Raw genomic sequence first — 15708 nt, 5'->3', positions numbered from 1 at the left:
GCAAACAACAGGCGGCCGCCGGGGGGCGGTCGTCGCATAACCCAAGGAGGATAAGAGGTGAGTACACAAAACAGATTCGCCGGCATTCAGCAGTTGGGGCGCGCCCTGATGCTGCCGATCGCCGTGCTGCCGGTGGCCGGCCTGCTGCTGCGGCTGGGCCAGCCCGACTTGCTGGACATCAAGGTCATGGCGCAGGCGGGCGATGCCATCTTCAGCAATCTTGCGCTGATTTTCGCCATCGGGGTGGCGGTGGGCTTCGCCAAGGACAACAACGGCGCGGCCGGCCTGGCTGGCGCAATCGGTTTTCATGTGCTGTCTGCGGTGCTGAAAGTGATGCCGGACGTGCTGCTGGCGCATGAGGGCTTCAAGGCGTTGGTGCAGCTGGACCCGGCCGGCAAGCCGTTGGCCATCAACATGGGCGTGCTGGCGGGCATTTTGTCCGGTCTGGTGGCCGGCGCGCTGTACAACCGCTACAAGGACATCAAGCTGCCAAGCTATCTGGCCTTTTTCGGCGGCAAGCGCTTCGTGCCCATTGCCACCGGCTTTGCCATGTTGCTGCTGGGCGTGGTGCTTGGCGTGGCTTGGCCGCCGGTGCAGCATGGCATCGATTCGCTGGGCAAATGGCTGATCAGCATCGGCGAAGTGGGCGTGTTCTTCTACGGTATTCTCAACCGCCTGCTCATCGTTACCGGCCTGCACCATATTCTCAACACCATGGTGTGGTTCCAGGTGGGCGATTTCACCAAGGCTACCGGCGAGTTGGTGCATGGCGACCTGACCCGTTTCTTTGCCGGCGACAAGACGGCCGGCATGTTCATGAGCGGCTTCTTCCCGGTGATGATGTTCGGTCTGCCGGCCGCTTGCCTGGCGATGTACCGCGCCGCTCGCCCGGAAAACCGCGCAGCGGTGGGGGGCGTGCTGTTCTCCATGGCGCTGACGGCCTTCCTGACCGGCGTGACCGAGCCGGTGGAGTTCGCTTTCATGTTCCTGGCGCCTGCGCTGTACGCCATCCATGCGGTGCTGACCGGCATTTCGCTGGCCTTGATGCAGGCGCTGGGCGTGCACTTGGGCTTTGGTTTCTCGGCGGGTCTGTTCGATTACCTGCTTAATTTCGGCATCGCGCAGAAGCCCTGGCTGCTGCTGCCGGTGGGCCTGGTGTATTTCATCGTCTACTACGGTCTGTTCAGTTTCTTCATCCGCAAGTTCAACCTGATGACCATGGGGCGCGAAGACAATGTGGTGGCGGTTGCCCCGGCGGCCAGCGGCTCCGAACGCGCGCGCGGCTTCATCGCGGCGCTGGGCGGCGCGGGTAATCTGAAGTCGGTGGACGCATGTACCACTCGCCTTCGTCTGCAGGTGGTCGATAATGCAAAAGTGGACGACAACGCGCTGAAGGCGCTGGGCTCGCGCGGGCTGATCAAGCCGGCGGCGGGCAGCGTGCAGGTGGTGCTCGGCCCCGAAGCCGACATCATCTCCGATGAGATCCGTCAGGCGCTGTCCGGTCAGCAGTTCTCGACGTTTGCCGAAGCGGCGCCCGTTGCGGCTGCGTCGGCCGGCGTTGGCGGCATGGATCGCGCCGGCTGGATCAAGGCCTTGGGCGGCGCGGGCAATGTGCGCTCGGTGGAGGCCGTGGCCGGCAGTCGTCTCAGAGTGGAAGTGGCTGATGCGGGCAAGGTGGACGAGGCCGCCCTCAAGGCGCTGGGGGCAAGCGGCGTTACCGCCTTCTCCGGCAACCTGCTGCACGTTGTGGTCAGCGGGGACGCCACACCCTACGCCAGCTTGCTGCAGGGGTAAATCAGCGTTTGACGCTACACTGCCGCAAGCCTTTTCTGACAAGGGTTTGAGCCGGTTGTTGGTAGCTTGCACACTACTTTTGTAGTCGCTTGCTTACAGGCGAAAACAGGCAGAAATTGGATGGCGCAGGGCACACGGATGACCTTGCGCCATTTCATTTTTGGAGGATGCATCATGACGTTGAAAGTTGCCATTAACGGTTACGGTCGAATCGGTCGCATGCTGGTACGTGCCTGGCAGGAGCGTTACGCCGACAGCGATATCGAAATCGTCGCCATCAATGATCTGGGCAAGCCCGAACTGCACGAACACCTGACCCGCTTTGACAGCGTGCATGGCACTTTCGCCGGCAGCGTCAATCTGGACGGCGACGCGCTGGTGGTGAACGGCAAGCGCATCAAGCTCTTGTCCATCCGCAATCCGGCCGAACTGCCGTGGAAAGAACTGGGCGTGGATGTGGTGATGGAATGCACCGGCATCTTCACCAAGCGCGAAAAAGCCGCGCTGCATCTGGAAGCAGGCGCCAAGCGTGTGCTGATTTCCGCGCCGGCCAACGATGCGGAAGCCACCGTGGTGTTCGGCGTCAACCACGACCAGCTGACCAGCGCCATGACTGTGGTGTCCAACGCTTCCTGCACCACCAACTGCCTCGCCCCGCTGGTACAGCCGCTGATCGACACCATCGGCATCGAGCGCGGCCTGATGACCACGGTTCACGCCTACACCAATGACCAGGTACTGCTGGACACCGAGCACAGCGATCTGCGCCGCGCCCGTTCCGCCGCTGTCTCCATGATTCCCACCAAGACCGGCGCCGCCGCCGCCGTGGGCCTGGTGCTGCCGCAACTGAAGGGCAAGCTGGATGGTTTCGCCGTGCGCGTACCGGTCAGCAACGTGTCGCTGGTCGACCTCACCTTCACCGCCAGCCGCGACACCACCGTGGAAGAAGTGAACGAACTGATCACCACCGCCGCCAAGGGCAAGCTGGCCGGCGTGCTGGCCGTCAACACCCTGCCGCTGGTATCCCGCGACTTCCTGCACCATCCGGCCTCCAGCATTTTCGATGCAACGCTGACCCGCGTGATCGGCGGCCGCGAAGTGAAGGTGCTGTCTTGGTATGACAACGAGTGGGGCTTCTCCAACCGCATGATCGATACCGCGCTGGCCTGGGCTGCCGCCAAGTAAGCGCGAAAGCATTGCCGGCGCCGTCTTTGCGGCGTCGCCGGTTTGAAGTCGCCGCGCCTTGCGGCCGTCAGTCAGACGGCGGCGGCGGGCACGGCCTGCAGTACCCTGTCGTAGCGCGGGTCAGATCGCGCGGCTTCAGGTTTCATCGCTCGTCGATGTGCTTCTATATATGGTCTCTCCCAAGAGGTTGGCCGAAGAACCGTCTGGTTCTTCGGCAATTTTTTTGCCCGCGCCCGGCCCGCCGCCAGTGGTAAGGTAAGCGTCTGCCCCGGCAAAAAGAGGAGAAACCATGCAAAAAAACCATCACCGGCTGGCCTCCGCCAGTATCGGCCGTTATCACGAACTCACCAGTTATCACTTTGGCGCGCCCGCCGCGGGTGCTTGGCCGCGCAAGGTGTATATCCAGAGCAGCCTGCACGCCGACGAGATCCCCGGCATGCTGGTGGCCCACCATCTGCGCGAGGCGCTTGCAAGGCTGGAGGCGGAAGGCAAGCTGCGCGGCGAAGTGGTGCTGGTGCCGATGGCCAACCCCATCGGCCTGGCCCAGCGCGTGCTGCACAACAGCGTCGGCCGTTTCGAGTTGGACAGCGGCGAAAACTTTAATCGTTACTATGCCGAGCCCTCGGCGCAGGTCGTGGCGGCCGTTGGCGAGCGCCTTACCGACGACATCGATCACAATCGCAGCCTGATCCGCCAGGCCCTGCGCGAGGCGCTGCAGGCGCAAAGCGTGGACAGCGAGCTGGCCAGCCTGCGCCAGCAATTGCATTTGCTGGCGGTGGATGCCGATCTGGTGATTGATCTGCACTGCGAATGGCGCGGCGCCATCCACATTTACGCCAACAACGAACAATGGCCGCGCGTGGAAGCGCTGGCGGCTTATTTGCGCTGTCCGGTGTCCTTGCTGGCCGACTCCTACGGCGGCATGCCTTTTGACGAGGCCATCTTCATGCCTTGGCTGCGCATTCGCGACGCCTTGCCCGGCAAGCCCGTTCCGGTAGACAGCGTGTCGGTGACGGTGGAGTTGCGCGGCCAGCAGGATGTGAACCACGAGCTGGCACGACAGGACGCCAACGCCATTCTGGATTTCCTGCGGTATCAGGGCCTGTTGGCCGAAGACGCGCCGCCCGTGCTGCCGCTGCCCTATCCGGCCACGCCGCTGGAAGGCTCGGAGACGCTGACCGCGCCGCACGCCGGTGTGGTGGTGCTGCACGCCGCCATGGGCGAGTGGATTGAGCCGGGCCAGTTGGTGGCCGAGGTGGTGGACACCGTGGACGGCCGCGCGAGCGAGGTGCGCGCGGGCACGGCAGGCGTGCTGTATGCCGGCATTCATCACCCCTACACCCATCTGGGCGGCACCGTGGCCAAGATAGCCGGCGCGGTGAAACTGCAAAAGTCGCGCCTGCTGGACGCCTGAGTCAGTCGTCTTCCAGCTGCGGCATGCGCGGCGGCACCGGCATGTCGATGATCATCGAGGTTTTGGTGTCGCCGTACTGCATCAGGTGAGCGATCAGGCTTTGCAGCGAGGTCATTTCGTCCACCGCCACCTTCATCAGCAAGCCGCTGGTGCCAGTGATGGAGGCGCATTCCAGCACTTGCGGCAGATTGCGGATATGGTCCAGCACCACGAAGTACTCCAGATGCTTGACCGTTAGTTCGATCATGCAGTGGATAGGGAAGCCCACTTTAGCCGGATTGATGTGGGCGTGGTAGCCGGTGATGACGCCGGCGCGCTCCAGCTTCTCCACCCGGTCCGCCACGGCGGGGGCGGAAAGGTTCACGCGGCGGGCCAGTTCGGCGAAGCTGATGCGGGCATTTTCGTGCAGTGCGGCAAGGATTCTTTTGTCGAATTTATCCATCTTTGCAATCGAAAAAAATCATGGCAAAAAAACTGTGAATCGAAGGTAATTCTAAGAAAATTCCCATTGTTTCGCATTAAATTATTTCATGCCACTACGTACAATGCCCCCCTATCGGAAACCGCCAAGCACTGTCCCGCGGGGTGGTTTCCTACCGGATTCGTTGCTGATGGGCGCATGTCATTCCGTTGTACCCGTCGAAACTGTCCTGGTGATCTCTTTGTCCCTGGTCTCAAGTCAGATCAAACAGTTTTTGACGACGACCATTCCGGGTCTGCCCCAAGGGCAGGCCCGTTTTTTTTGCCTTTTTGCCCGGATTTCCAGCAGTGAGAGACCGTCTTGGCGACGTTTGCGCCATTTGTTCCGTGTCATGGCGCAACAAACCAAGAAATGTCATATTTCTGTAATCGCCTGTTTTTATCCTTGCCATAATCCAAAAACGGGAACGGACAGCCATGCCTGCCAATATCTTGCTAGTAGAAGACGAACCGGCGATTCAGGAATTGATAGCCTTCAACCTGACTCAGGCCGGCCATCATGTCCTGCGCGCCAGCACGGCCGAAGCCGCGCTGACGCTGGTGCGCAACGCACTGCCGGATCTGGTGCTGCTGGACTGGATGCTGCCGGGCGCGTCCGGCGTGGACATCGCCAAGCGCCTGCGTTCGGACGAGCGCACCAAGCATGTGCCCATCATCATGCTGACCGCCCGCTCCGACGAGCAGGACAAGATCACCGGCCTGGAGTCCGGCGCCGACGATTACATCACCAAGCCTTTCTCCCCGCGTGAATTGCTGGCCCGCATCAAGGCCGTGCTGCGCCGCCGTGCGCCGCAAATGACCGACGACGCGGTCGAGGTGCAAGGCTTGAAGCTGGACCCGGTTACCCATCGCGTTACCGGCAACGGCGGCACCATCGATCTGGGCCCGACGGAGTTCCGCCTGCTTCACTTCTTCATGACCCACCCGGAACGCGTGCATTCGCGCTCGCAATTGCTGGATCAAGTGTGGGGCGACCATGTATTCGTGGAAGAGCGCACCGTGGACGTGCACATCCGCCGTCTGCGCAGCTCGCTGGAAAGCACCGGGCACGACGCCTTGATCCAGACGGTGCGCGGCACCGGTTACCGCTTCTCCACCCAGCAGTGAGGCAGTCTTGCGAGAATTCGTCCAGCGTACGCTGACCTGGTTGTGCATCATCACCCTGATCGGCCTGGGTTTCTGGGCCTGGCAGGGCCCGACCGCGGGGCTGGTGGCCGTCATCGTCAGCTTGCTGGCCTGGCTTGGTTTTCACCTCTACCACGTAGCGCTGATGCTGCGCTGGCTGGCGCATCCCACCGCCGAGCGCGTGCCGGATGGTTTCGGTTCCTGGCATTCGGTATTCCTCACCCTCTACCGGCTGATGCGCACCCAAAGCCAGAGCAAGCGCAAGCTCACCAATGTGCTGGAACGCTTCATCAACGCCGGCGAGGCCATGCCGGACGGTGTGGTGGTGCTGGACGAACATGACCGCATCGAGTGGCTCAACCCCATGGCCATGGAGCACTTGGGGCTGGACCGCAAGCAGGATGTGGGCAATCAGATTCTCAACCTGATCCGCCAGCCGTCCTTTCACGCCTATATGACCAACGCCAGCTTCAGCCAGCCGTTGGTGCTGCACATGACCCAACCGCGCGAGCTAGTGATCTCGGTGCAGTTGGTGCCGTTTGATTCCACCCGCAAGCTGCTGCTAAGTCGCGACATCACCTCGCTGGACCGCGTGCAGACCGTGCATCGCGATTTCGTCGCCAACGTGTCCCACGAGCTGCGCACCCCGCTGACGGTGGTGGGTGGTTTTCTGGAAACGTTGTCGGACATGGAAGAAGTGGATCAGGACACCCTGCGCCATTTCTTGCCCATGATGATGGAGCAGTCGCGCCGCATGCAGAGCCTGGTGGAAGACCTGCTTACCCTGTCCCGACTGGAGAACAGTCCCAAGGCGGTGGCGGCGGAGAAGGTCAATATGCAGGAAATGCTGGACACGCTGATGGTGGAAGCGGAAGGCCTGTCGCAAGGCCGGCATCAGATTCGCCTGGAGCGCGATTGCACCCAGTGGCTGTGGGGCAGCGCATCCGAACTGCACTCGGCCTTCGGCAATCTGGTGTCCAACGCGGTGCGCTACACGCCGGAAGGCGGCACCGTGACGCTGTCGTGGAAGGCCGAAGGCGACCGTTTGCGCTTTTCCGTGCGCGACAGCGGCATCGGCATCCCGCGCGAGCATATTCCCCGGCTTACCGAACGCTTCTACCGTGTTGACCGCGGCCGCTCGCGCGGCAATGGCGGCACCGGGCTGGGCCTGGCCATCGTCAAGCATGTGATCGCGCGCCATAATGCCCGTCTGGACATCCAGAGCGAGCCCGAAAAGGGCAGCACCTTCAGTGTGATCTTCCAGCGCGAGCGTTCGGCGGATCCCGATCAGCAGGCCGCCTAGCCGCCATGTCGCCGGGGCTTTCGGCCAACGTTGGAGAAAGCCCCATGCTGCATCACATCGTCCTGTTCCGTTTCAACAGCAAGGCCGACGAGGAGCGCATCGCCGCGCTGACTGAGGCCTTTGCCGCCCTGCGCCGGCAAGTGCCCGGCGTGCTCAGCTTGCGCCATGGCCCGGATGTCAGCCCGGAAGGCTTGCAGAAGGGTTTTACCCACGCCTGGTTGCTGACGTTTGCCGATGCCGCCGACCGCGACGCCTATCTGGTGCATCCGGCGCATCAGGCATTTGTTTTGCAGGTAAAACCGTTTGTTGATGACGTTTTAGTTGTCGATTTCACGTCAGATTGACGACATTTGCTGCAAGCATCTTGGCGTGTCGGTGCCGGCGCGCTAGGATGTCCCATTCTGCCGCACCTCCCTGCTTTCTCCGGACACACCATGAATCGTCTGCAATCCATTCGTCCCTTCGGCCAACGTATCTGGCTGGATAATCTGTCCCGCGAACTAATCGCCTCCGGCGAACTGTCCCGCCTGTTGCAAGATGACGGCATTGCCGGCGTCACCTCCAATCCGGCTATTTTTTACAAGGCCATCAGCACCGACGCCCGCTATCAGGACGATCTGGCGCGCCTGAAGCAGGATGCCGGCCTGAGCGCCGAGCAGCGTTACGAAGCGCTGGTGGTGCCGGACATCCAGGCCGCCTGCGACCTGTTGCTGCCGCAGTATCAGGCCACTGGCGGCGATGACGGCTATGTGAGTCTGGAAGTGTCGCCGGCGCTGTCGCGCGACGAGGCGGGCACCCTGGCGGCCGCCCGCCGTTTGTGGGCCGAGATTGCCCGCCCCAACGCCATGATCAAGATCCCGGCCACGCCGGAAGGCATCCGCGCCTTCCAGGCGCTGACCCGCGAAGGCGTCAACGTCAACATCACGCTGCTGTTCAGCCTGCCGCAGGTGGAAGCGGTGTGGGATGCCTACATCGCAGGCCTGAGCGCCCGCCTGGCAGCCGGTGAAGCGGTGTCCGGCGTCAAGGCCGTGGCCAGCTTCTTCCTGTCGCGCGTGGACAGCCTGCTGGACCCGCAACTGCCGGCGCCGCTGCAAGGCAAAGTGGCCATTGCGCTGTCCAAGGCGGCCTATGCCCGCTATCAGGCGCGCTTCCATGGTGGGGAATTCGCCGCCCTCAAGGCGGCCGGGGCGCGTCCGCAGTTCCTGCTGTGGGCATCCACTGGCACCAAGAACGCGGCTTACTCCGACGTGCTGTACGTGGAAAGCCTGATCGGCGACGAAACCGTCAATACCGTGCCGGACGGCACGCTGGCGGCTTTCCGCGACCACGGCACTGCCGCGCTGACCCTGCCGATGGACGCCGAAGGCGCGCTGCGGGTTTTGGCCGATGCCGCCGCCAGCGGCATTGATCTGCCGGCTGTGGGCGAGAAGCTGCAACAGGACGGCCTCAAGCTGTTCGACGACGCCTTCGAGCAGTTGCTGAAGCTCACCGCCTGAGCGCCGTTTGCACGGCATTGGCAATGAAAGAAAAAGGGATGCCTCGGCATCCCTTTTTTGTGCGGACGGCGCAGTATCAGCTGGCCGCGGCCTGTTGGCGGCGCGCCGCCATGCGGCGGCCTGCCTGACGTTTTTCTTCGTCTGTCAACGCGTGGTCGGCAGTGGGAATCAGCCAGGCCTCTTCCGAGGCGGCATGCTCGCGGTACTGGCGTACGAATTCTTCCACCGCATTCTGGCTGATGGATTTGATGTCGCCGTTGCGCAGTGCCACCAGATCATCGCGGATGGCGTTCCAGCAGGAATGCAGATAGCCGTGCTCGGCCGACAGTTGCTCGATGCGCGGCGCGGCGTCCGGCACGCGCTCCAGCAGGACGGGGAACAGCTCTTCTTCCTCGTCGGTGTGGTGAGCGGGGCCGGCCACGTCGAAGTAGCGCACCACGCTGTCGATGGTGTTTTTCACCGGCTCGTTGACGCCGTGCTCGGCGATATAGGCCGGCAGCTTGTCCAGCTGGTCGCAAAAGCGGCGGATCTTGTCGTGACAGGCGAGCAGCATGTCCAGCGGTTGCTCGAAAGTGGCACCGCCTGATTTGCCGATGTCATTGAGAGTAAGCATGGTGGGGGGTCTCCGGTTGACAGTTCAATCGAGTGTGCCGTGCTGCAATGCAAAAAACCATGACCCTGCTCAACTAAGCGCCGCTAACAACACCTCGCAGAGACCCTGAGCCAAAGCGCGCCAACGCAGGCAGTACTGGAGTACGGCAAGGAGGCGCAACGCAGAATCAGCGGTGTTGTTAGCGGGCCTAAGCGCTGCGAGACGGTCGCCTGAACGCCACAAGGCGGGGAGGGCAATCCTCGTGGTTGTCGCCAGAAGGCCTGGGCGCGCTTGCGCAAAGTCAAACCGCAGGGGACAAGCGGGGTTTTCTCCGCGCCTCGCTGCCATTATGCTGGCGCTCCGGCCTGTTGTGGCCGCCCGCCGATGAAAAAGGGAAAAGCATGGACGCACCATTTGTCGTGAAGGACCTGCCGCGCAACGACCCGGCCCTGTTGGCCGAAGCGCTGCGCATCCAGCTGGCGGCGCATCAGGTGGAGGCGGACTGGCTATCCTACCCGGCGTTGCCGCTGATGTGGTCGCAGGCGGACGAGGTGGCGCGCAGCCCGCATCGCGTGTTGGGCGCGTTCGAGGGCGAGACCCTGTGCGGGGTGCTGGTGGTCAGCGCGCGGCAGCAGGGCGGCTTTCACATCGAGCGCACCGTGGTGGACCCGGCGCGTTTTGGCGAAGGGTGGGGCTATCGCCTGCTGAACCACCTGCTCAACCATCTCTTGCCCGGGAGCGAAGAGGTGAGCGTGGACACGGCGGAGGTGAATGCGGCCGCCGTGGCCTTGTATCACAAGGCGGGTTTTGTGCTGGAGCAGCGCTGGAGCACCAGCGACGGGCTGCTGCTGTGGCGGCTGAACTATCGTCGACAAGCGCCCTTGCCGGCGTTGCATCTGGACGAGTCGGGCTGGGTGCGCGAAGCGCGCCAGATACCGTCTCCCAATTGCGACGAACGGGAAACCGGCGTGCCGGAACTCTTGGTGATCCACAATATCAGCCTGCCGCCGTATCGCTATGGCGGGCCTGCGGTGGAGCAGTTGTTCACCAATCATCTGGACCCGGAGGCGCATCCTTTCTTCGGCCAACTGCGCGATTTGCGGGTCTCCGCCCATTTCTTCATCCGCCGCAATGGCCAATTGCTGCAATTCGTTCCGGTGCACAAGCGCGCCTGGCACGCCGGCGCATCGCAATGGGAGGGTCGGGAGCGCTGCAATGACTTTTCCATCGGGGTGGAGATGGAGGGTTGCGACTTCGAGCCCTTTGCCGATGCGCAGTACCGCATGCTCGAGGCGCTGGCGGCAGAGCTTAAAAGCCGGCTGCCTTTGCGCGCAATGACCGGGCACGAGCATATTGCGCCGGGCCGCAAGACCGACCCTGGCCCCTGGTTCGACTGGGTGCGCGCCCGAGCTGAAATCGGGTTGCCGATGTAGCAGTGGTGCTACATAGTAAAATTTCACGATTTTTCTTGCTTGGACAGTCGCAGTAAAACCGTGCCGATGACAGGGATATGTTGCGATGCGTCATCAGGACGATGCATAATATTTGTCAGCAAGCTGTTGAATGGAAATGTTTTTTTTGGTTTTCGCCATCGAGATGTAAACGATTACATCTCGATGAAGAATCAGTAGAAATGAAAAAAGGCGGGCCATGAGGCCCGCCTTTTTTTGTAGTGCCGCCACTACTTTTATTACAGCTCCACTTGCGCGCCCAGCTCCACCACGCGGTTGGTGGGAATCTGGAAGAAGTCGGTGGCGCGCAGCGCATTCTTGCTCATCCACACAAACAGACGCTCGCGCCAGCGGGCCATGCCCGGACGCTCCGTGGAAATGATGGTTTCTCGCGAGAGGAAGAACGAGGTGTCCATCAGTTCGAACGCCAGATTCTGCGCTTCGCAACCTGCCAGCACATCCAGCACGCTCGGGTCTTCCTTGAAGCCGTAGCGGGCCACTACGCGCCAGAACGAGGGCGACATCTGCACCACTTCCAGACGCTGATCCTTGGCCACATAGGGCACATCCTCGGTGCGGATGGTCATCAGCACAATGCGATCGTGCAACACCTTGTTGTGCTTGAGGTTGTGCAAGAGCGCGTGCGGCACGCCGTGCAGGGTGCTGGTGAGGAATACCGCCGTGCCCTGTACGCGGGTGGGGGGGTAGGCTTCGAGGTTCTCGACAAAGCTGTCCAGCGGCAGCGCCTGTTCGCGCAGGCGTTTGAACAGCAGTTCGCGGCCCTGCTTCCAGGTGGTCATCAGCAGGAAAATCACCAGACCCAGCACCAGGGGCAGCCAGCCTCCGGAGAACAGCTTGAGCAGGTTGGCGCTGAAGAAGGCGATGTCGATGATGCCGAACAGCACGGTGATGCCCAAGGCGATCGGCAGCGGCCAGCGCCAGTTGACGCGCGCCACGACGAAGAACAGCGTGGTGGTGATCAGCATGGTGCCGGTGACGGCGATGCCGTAAGCAGCGGCCAGGCTGCTGGAGGACTGGAAGGTCAGCACCACCACCAAGACGGCAACCAGCAGTGCCCAGTTGACGAAGGGCAGGTAGATCTGGCCGATTTCCTTCTCATTGGTATGCGAAATCTCCATGCGCGGGCTGTAACCCAGCTGGATGGCTTGGCGAGTCAGCGAGTAGGCGCCGGAAATCACGGCTTGCGACGCGATCACGGTGGCCAGCGTGGCCATGATGATCAGCGGCAGCAGCGCCCATTGCGGAGCCAGCAGAAAGAAGGGGTTTTCGATGGCTTTCGGATTGGTCAGCAGCAAGGCGCCCTGGCCAAAGTAGTTCATCACCAGCGCCGGCAACACCAGGCCGTACCAGGCAAAGCGGATCGGCTTGCTACCGAAGTGGCCCATGTCGGCGTACAAGGCTTCCGCGCCGGTCAGCGCCAGCACCACAGAGCCCAGCGTCAGATAGGCGCCAACACCGTGATGGAAGAGGAAGTTGAACGCATACCACGGATTGATGGCGGCCAGCACGGCCGGAGTCTGCACGATGTGGATCATGCCCAGCACGCCAAGCACCGAGAACCACAGCAGCATTACCGGTCCGAACATCATGCCCACACTGGCAGTGCCGAAGCGTTGCAGCAGGAACAGGCCCACCAGCACGGCAATGGCGATGGGCAGCACCAAGGGGCCGAACGAGGGATTGAGTACGATGAGGCCTTCAGCGGCGGACAGCACCGAGACGGCGGGCGTGATGATGGCGTCGCCGTAGAACAGCGAAGCGCCGAACAGGCCCAGCAATACCACCTTCCAGCGGGAATTGTGGGTGATGTAGTGCCGCGCCAGCGCCATCAGGGCCATGATGCCGCCTTCGCCGTGGTTGTCGGCACGCAGCACGAAGGCCACGTACTTGATGGACACCACGAAGATGAGCGACCAGAAAATCAGGGACAGGATGCCAAGGATGTTGTCGGGGGTGGTCGTGAGGCCGTGGCCGGTCAAACATTCGCGCAGGGTGTAAAGCGGGCTGGTGCCGATATCGCCGTACACCACGCCCAGCGCGGCCAGTGTAAGGCCGGCCATGGCTTGTTTGTTGTGAGCCTGCATTGTGTGTGTTCTTTGTGTAGTTGAGGGTTCATCCGCTCGGCGGCGTCTTGCTGCACTGCGCAAAACGGATGGCCTGTGAGCGCGAAGGTTACTACTGTGCCCGTGGGCAGCCAAGCGTAGCCTGCCCGCCGGCCGGTATTTCTCCCGGCCCTGTGTGGGGAAAGCGACAGCCTTGGGCGGTCGCTCACGGGGCGTTTCAGGCTGGTTCTTCGGCAAACCTTGGCCCATCAAGGCTTTGCCGCCGAAACGCGCGCCGGGCGGGGAGCTTTCCCCATTGCCGTGCTAAACGCTACAATCCCCTACTATTTAGCCGAATTCCAAGGACGCATCATGCGCGCGACGCAGTTTTTCATCTCTACCCTGAAAGAAGCCCCCGCCGACGCCGACATCATCAGCCAGAAGCTGATGATCCGCGCCGGCTTCATCCGCAAAGTGGCGGCCGGTATTTATTCCTGGATGCCGATGGGCCTGCGCGTGCTGCGCAAGGTGGAGAACATCGTGCGCGAAGAAATGAACCGCTCCGGCGCGATCGAAGTATCGCTGCCGGTGGTGCAGCCGGCCGGCCTGTGGCAGGAATCCGGCCGCTGGGACACCATGGGCGAGGAAATGCTGCGCTTCAAGGATCGCCATGAGCGCGATTTCGCCCTGCAGCCTACCGCTGAAGAAGTCATCACCGACATCGCCCGCAACGAACTGCGCAGCTACCGCGCGCTGCCGAAGAACTTCTATCAGATCCAGACCAAGTTCCGCGATGAACGCCGTCCGCGTTTCGGCGTGATGCGCGGCCGCGAGTTCACCATGAAGGACGCCTACTCCTTCGACCGCACTCAGGAAGACGCAGGCAAGAGCTACGACACCATGTACGCCGCCTATTGCCGCATCTTCGACCGCCTGGGCCTGACCTACCGCGCCGTGGCGGCCGATACCGGCGCCATCGGCGGCGACCGCTCGCACGAATTCCAGGTGATCGCCGACACCGGCGAAGACGCCATCATCTACTGCCCGGACTCCGACTACGCCGCCAACATCGAGTTGGCCGAAGCCGTGGCCCCGGCCGGCGAGCGCCCTGCTCCCGCCGCCGCGCTGACCAAGGTGCATACGCCCAAGGTGAAAACCATCGCCGATCTGGTGAACTTCCTCAACATCGACATCGCCGTCACCGTGAAGGCCGTGGTGGTGGAGGGCGCGGAAGGCGACGCCGTACTGATGATGGTGCGCGGCGATCACGAACTGAACGAAGTGAAGGCCGAGAAAGTAGCCGGCATCAAAAAGCCGCTGACCATGGCTTCCCCGGCCTTGATCCGCGAAGCTTTCGGCGCGAATCCCGGTTCGCTGGGCCCGGTGGGCTTCAAGGGCCGCATCGTGGCCGACCGCACCGTGGCCAAGATGGCGGATTTCGTTATCGGCGCCAATGAAGACGACCAGCACTACACCGGCGCGAACTTCGGCCGCGATTGTCCCGAGCCGGAAGTGGCCGACATCCGCAACGTGGTGGCCGGCGACCCGAGCCCGGACGGCAAGGGCGCGCTGGCCATCCAGCGCGGCATCGAAGTGGGTCACGTGTTCTACCTGGGCACCAAGTACTCCTCCGCCATGAACGCCACCTTCCTCGATGAAGACGGCAAACCCAAGCCTTTCGAAATGGGCTGCTACGGCATCGGCGTTACCCGTATTCTGGGTGCGGCCATCGAGCAGAATCACGACGAGCGCGGCATCATCTGGCCGGACAACATCGCCCCGTTCGCCGTAGTGATCTGCCCGGTGGGTTACGACCGTTCCGCCGAGGTGAAGGCCGCTGCCGACAGTCTGTACGACGCGCTGCTGGCCAAGGGCGTGGATGTGCTGATCGACGACCGCGGCGAGCGCCCGGGTGCGATGTTCGCCGACTGGGAACTGATCGGTGCGCCGCACCGCATCACGATCGGCGACCGCGGCCTGAAGGAAGGCAAGATGGAATACCAGCATCGCCGCGATGCCGCCGCAACGGCCGTAGCCCCGGATGCTATGCTGGAGCATGTTCTCTCGCGTCTGGCCTGATGAAACCCGTCCTCTTCCTGTGCGCCTTCCTCTTAGCGCTGGCCTTGCGGCCCGCGTGGGCCGGCGCGCAGAAAGAGGAGGAGCTGTCCGCCAATGTGGCGTCGGCGATGAGTCGCAGCATTTCCGACGTCAACGCGCCGCGGCTGGTGTTCGCCAATCCGCAGGAGGGCGTGTACTGGCTGGCGGAGATGTCCAGTCGGCTGGAAAAACGCATTCCCGACCCCTGGATGCGCGAGCGCCTGCTCACCGCCATTCAGTACGAATCCGTACGGGCCGGCCTTGACCCGCAAATGGTGTTGGGACTGATCCAGGTAGAAAGCGGCTTCAAGAAATACGCCATCTCCGGTGCCGGCGCGCGCGGGCTGATGCAGGTCATGCCGTTCTGGGTGCGGCAGATCGGCACGCCGCAGCACAATCTCTTCGATCTCACGCTTAATCTGCGCTACGGCTGCACCATCCTGCGTCATTATCTGGACATGGAGCGCGGCAATCTCTATCGCGCGCTGGGCCGCTACAACGGCAGCCTGGGCAAGCCGGAATACCCTAATCTGGTGATTGGCGCCTGGAAGCGCCAGTGGGCCTGGACGCCGCCGCCCATGGTGCAACTGGCGGCCGACAGCATGCCGCATCAGCCCTGATCGCCGGCCGGGCGATGGCTGTGGTCCCGCCTGACTTCACCGCTTTTCCGTCAGCCTGGTCTTGTTGAGTCCATCGGCGGACGAGCCA

14 protein-coding genes and 1 pseudogene are annotated in these 15708 nt (G+C 62.6%); 11 read left to right on the top strand and 4 right to left on the bottom strand.

From position 1 onward, the window contains the following. Nucleotides 1-57 precede the first annotated feature (57 nt). The 3 genes from nagE to Q0P52_RS13900 all read left to right on the top strand — a co-directional run bounded on the left by nagE (nucleotide 58) and on the right by Q0P52_RS13900 (nucleotide 4393). The gene (gene nagE / locus Q0P52_RS13910) at nucleotides 58-1794 is read left to right on the top strand and encodes an N-acetylglucosamine-specific PTS transporter subunit IIBC (protein WP_293763631.1); all 1737 of its coding nucleotides are present in this window, start codon (nucleotides 58-60) and stop codon (nucleotides 1792-1794) included. A 174-nt stretch (nucleotides 1795-1968) separates the two neighbouring features. Further along, on the top strand, nucleotides 1969-2979 hold the full coding sequence (gap, locus tag Q0P52_RS13905) for a type I glyceraldehyde-3-phosphate dehydrogenase (RefSeq protein WP_293763634.1): 1011 nt from the start codon (nucleotides 1969-1971) through the stop codon (nucleotides 2977-2979). Between the two features lie 289 nt (nucleotides 2980-3268). Further along, nucleotides 3269-4393, top strand: a complete 1125-nt coding sequence (locus tag Q0P52_RS13900) for a succinylglutamate desuccinylase/aspartoacylase family protein (RefSeq protein ID WP_293763637.1) — start codon at nucleotides 3269-3271, stop codon at nucleotides 4391-4393. A gap of 1 nt (nucleotide 4394) precedes the next feature. On the opposite strand, the gene Q0P52_RS13895 is transcribed toward Q0P52_RS13900, so the two are convergent. Together Q0P52_RS13895 and Q0P52_RS13890 are read right to left on the bottom strand one after the other, a co-directional pair. Continuing rightward, complete coding sequence (locus tag Q0P52_RS13895) at nucleotides 4395-4835, bottom strand: Lrp/AsnC family transcriptional regulator (protein ID WP_293763640.1); 441 nt, start codon at nucleotides 4833-4835, stop codon at nucleotides 4395-4397. 232 nt (nucleotides 4836-5067) lie between these two features. Next, nucleotides 5068-5292 (bottom strand): hypothetical protein, encoded by a 225-nt coding sequence (locus tag Q0P52_RS13890; protein WP_293763643.1) that lies wholly within the window; start codon nucleotides 5290-5292, stop codon nucleotides 5068-5070. On the opposite strand from Q0P52_RS13890, the gene phoB reads away from it, so the two are divergent. From phoB to tal, 4 genes are all read left to right on the top strand, one after another. Then, nucleotides 5291-5980: a phosphate regulon transcriptional regulator PhoB gene (phoB, locus tag Q0P52_RS13885; RefSeq protein WP_293763646.1), complete on the top strand. Its 690-nt coding sequence runs from the start codon at nucleotides 5291-5293 to the stop codon at nucleotides 5978-5980. The two genes, Q0P52_RS13890 and phoB, sit on opposite strands and share 2 nt — an antisense overlap. Before the next feature lie 7 nt (nucleotides 5981-5987). After that, nucleotides 5988-7301 carry a phosphate regulon sensor histidine kinase PhoR gene (gene phoR / locus Q0P52_RS13880; RefSeq protein ID WP_293763649.1) on the top strand — a complete coding sequence of 438 codons (1314 nt, stop codon included), beginning with the start codon at nucleotides 5988-5990 and terminating at the stop codon, nucleotides 7299-7301. Nucleotides 7302-7345: 44 nt separating this feature from the next. Beyond that, nucleotides 7346-7645 (top strand): Dabb family protein, encoded by a 300-nt coding sequence (locus tag Q0P52_RS13875; RefSeq protein WP_293763652.1) that lies wholly within the window; start codon nucleotides 7346-7348, stop codon nucleotides 7643-7645. Between the two features lie 90 nt (nucleotides 7646-7735). Further along, nucleotides 7736-8797: a transaldolase gene (gene tal / locus Q0P52_RS13870; RefSeq protein ID WP_293763655.1), complete on the top strand. Its 1062-nt coding sequence runs from the start codon at nucleotides 7736-7738 to the stop codon at nucleotides 8795-8797. 76 nt (nucleotides 8798-8873) lie between these two features. Here the strand turns inward: tal and Q0P52_RS13865 are convergent, their stop codons facing one another. Further along, nucleotides 8874-9410, bottom strand: coding sequence for a hemerythrin domain-containing protein (locus Q0P52_RS13865; protein ID WP_293763658.1), 537 nt, complete (start codon nucleotides 9408-9410; stop codon nucleotides 8874-8876). Nucleotides 9411-9790: 380 nt separating this feature from the next. On the opposite strand from Q0P52_RS13865, the pseudogene Q0P52_RS13860 reads away from it, so the two are divergent. Beyond that, nucleotides 9791-10228, top strand: a pseudogene (locus tag Q0P52_RS13860) (GNAT family N-acetyltransferase); the annotation flags it as partial. A 51-nt stretch (nucleotides 10229-10279) separates the two neighbouring features. Further along, the gene (gene ampD, locus Q0P52_RS13855) at nucleotides 10280-10822 is read left to right on the top strand and encodes a 1,6-anhydro-N-acetylmuramyl-L-alanine amidase AmpD (protein ID WP_293763792.1); all 543 of its coding nucleotides are present in this window, start codon (nucleotides 10280-10282) and stop codon (nucleotides 10820-10822) included. 257 nt (nucleotides 10823-11079) lie between these two features. On the opposite strand, the gene kup is transcribed toward ampD, so the two are convergent. Further along, nucleotides 11080-12945 (bottom strand): low affinity potassium transporter Kup, encoded by a 1866-nt coding sequence (gene kup / locus Q0P52_RS13850; protein ID WP_293763661.1) that lies wholly within the window; start codon nucleotides 12943-12945, stop codon nucleotides 11080-11082. Between the two features lie 330 nt (nucleotides 12946-13275). On the opposite strand from kup, the gene Q0P52_RS13845 reads away from it, so the two are divergent. Together Q0P52_RS13845 and Q0P52_RS13840 are read left to right on the top strand one after the other, a co-directional pair. Next, on the top strand, nucleotides 13276-14982 hold the full coding sequence (locus Q0P52_RS13845) for a proline--tRNA ligase (protein ID WP_293763664.1): 1707 nt from the start codon (nucleotides 13276-13278) through the stop codon (nucleotides 14980-14982). Beyond that, nucleotides 14982-15620, top strand: a complete 639-nt coding sequence (locus Q0P52_RS13840; RefSeq protein ID WP_293763667.1) for a lytic transglycosylase domain-containing protein — start codon at nucleotides 14982-14984, stop codon at nucleotides 15618-15620. The genes Q0P52_RS13845 and Q0P52_RS13840 overlap by 1 nt, the downstream gene beginning before the upstream one ends. The last annotated feature ends 88 nt before the right edge of the window (nucleotides 15621-15708 follow it).

Origin of the sequence: uncultured Aquitalea sp., assembly GCF_945957525.1 — a bacterium.
GTDB lineage: Bacteria > Pseudomonadota > Gammaproteobacteria > Burkholderiales > Chromobacteriaceae > Aquitalea.
This window is presented reverse-complemented; position numbering and strand designations above follow the sequence as displayed.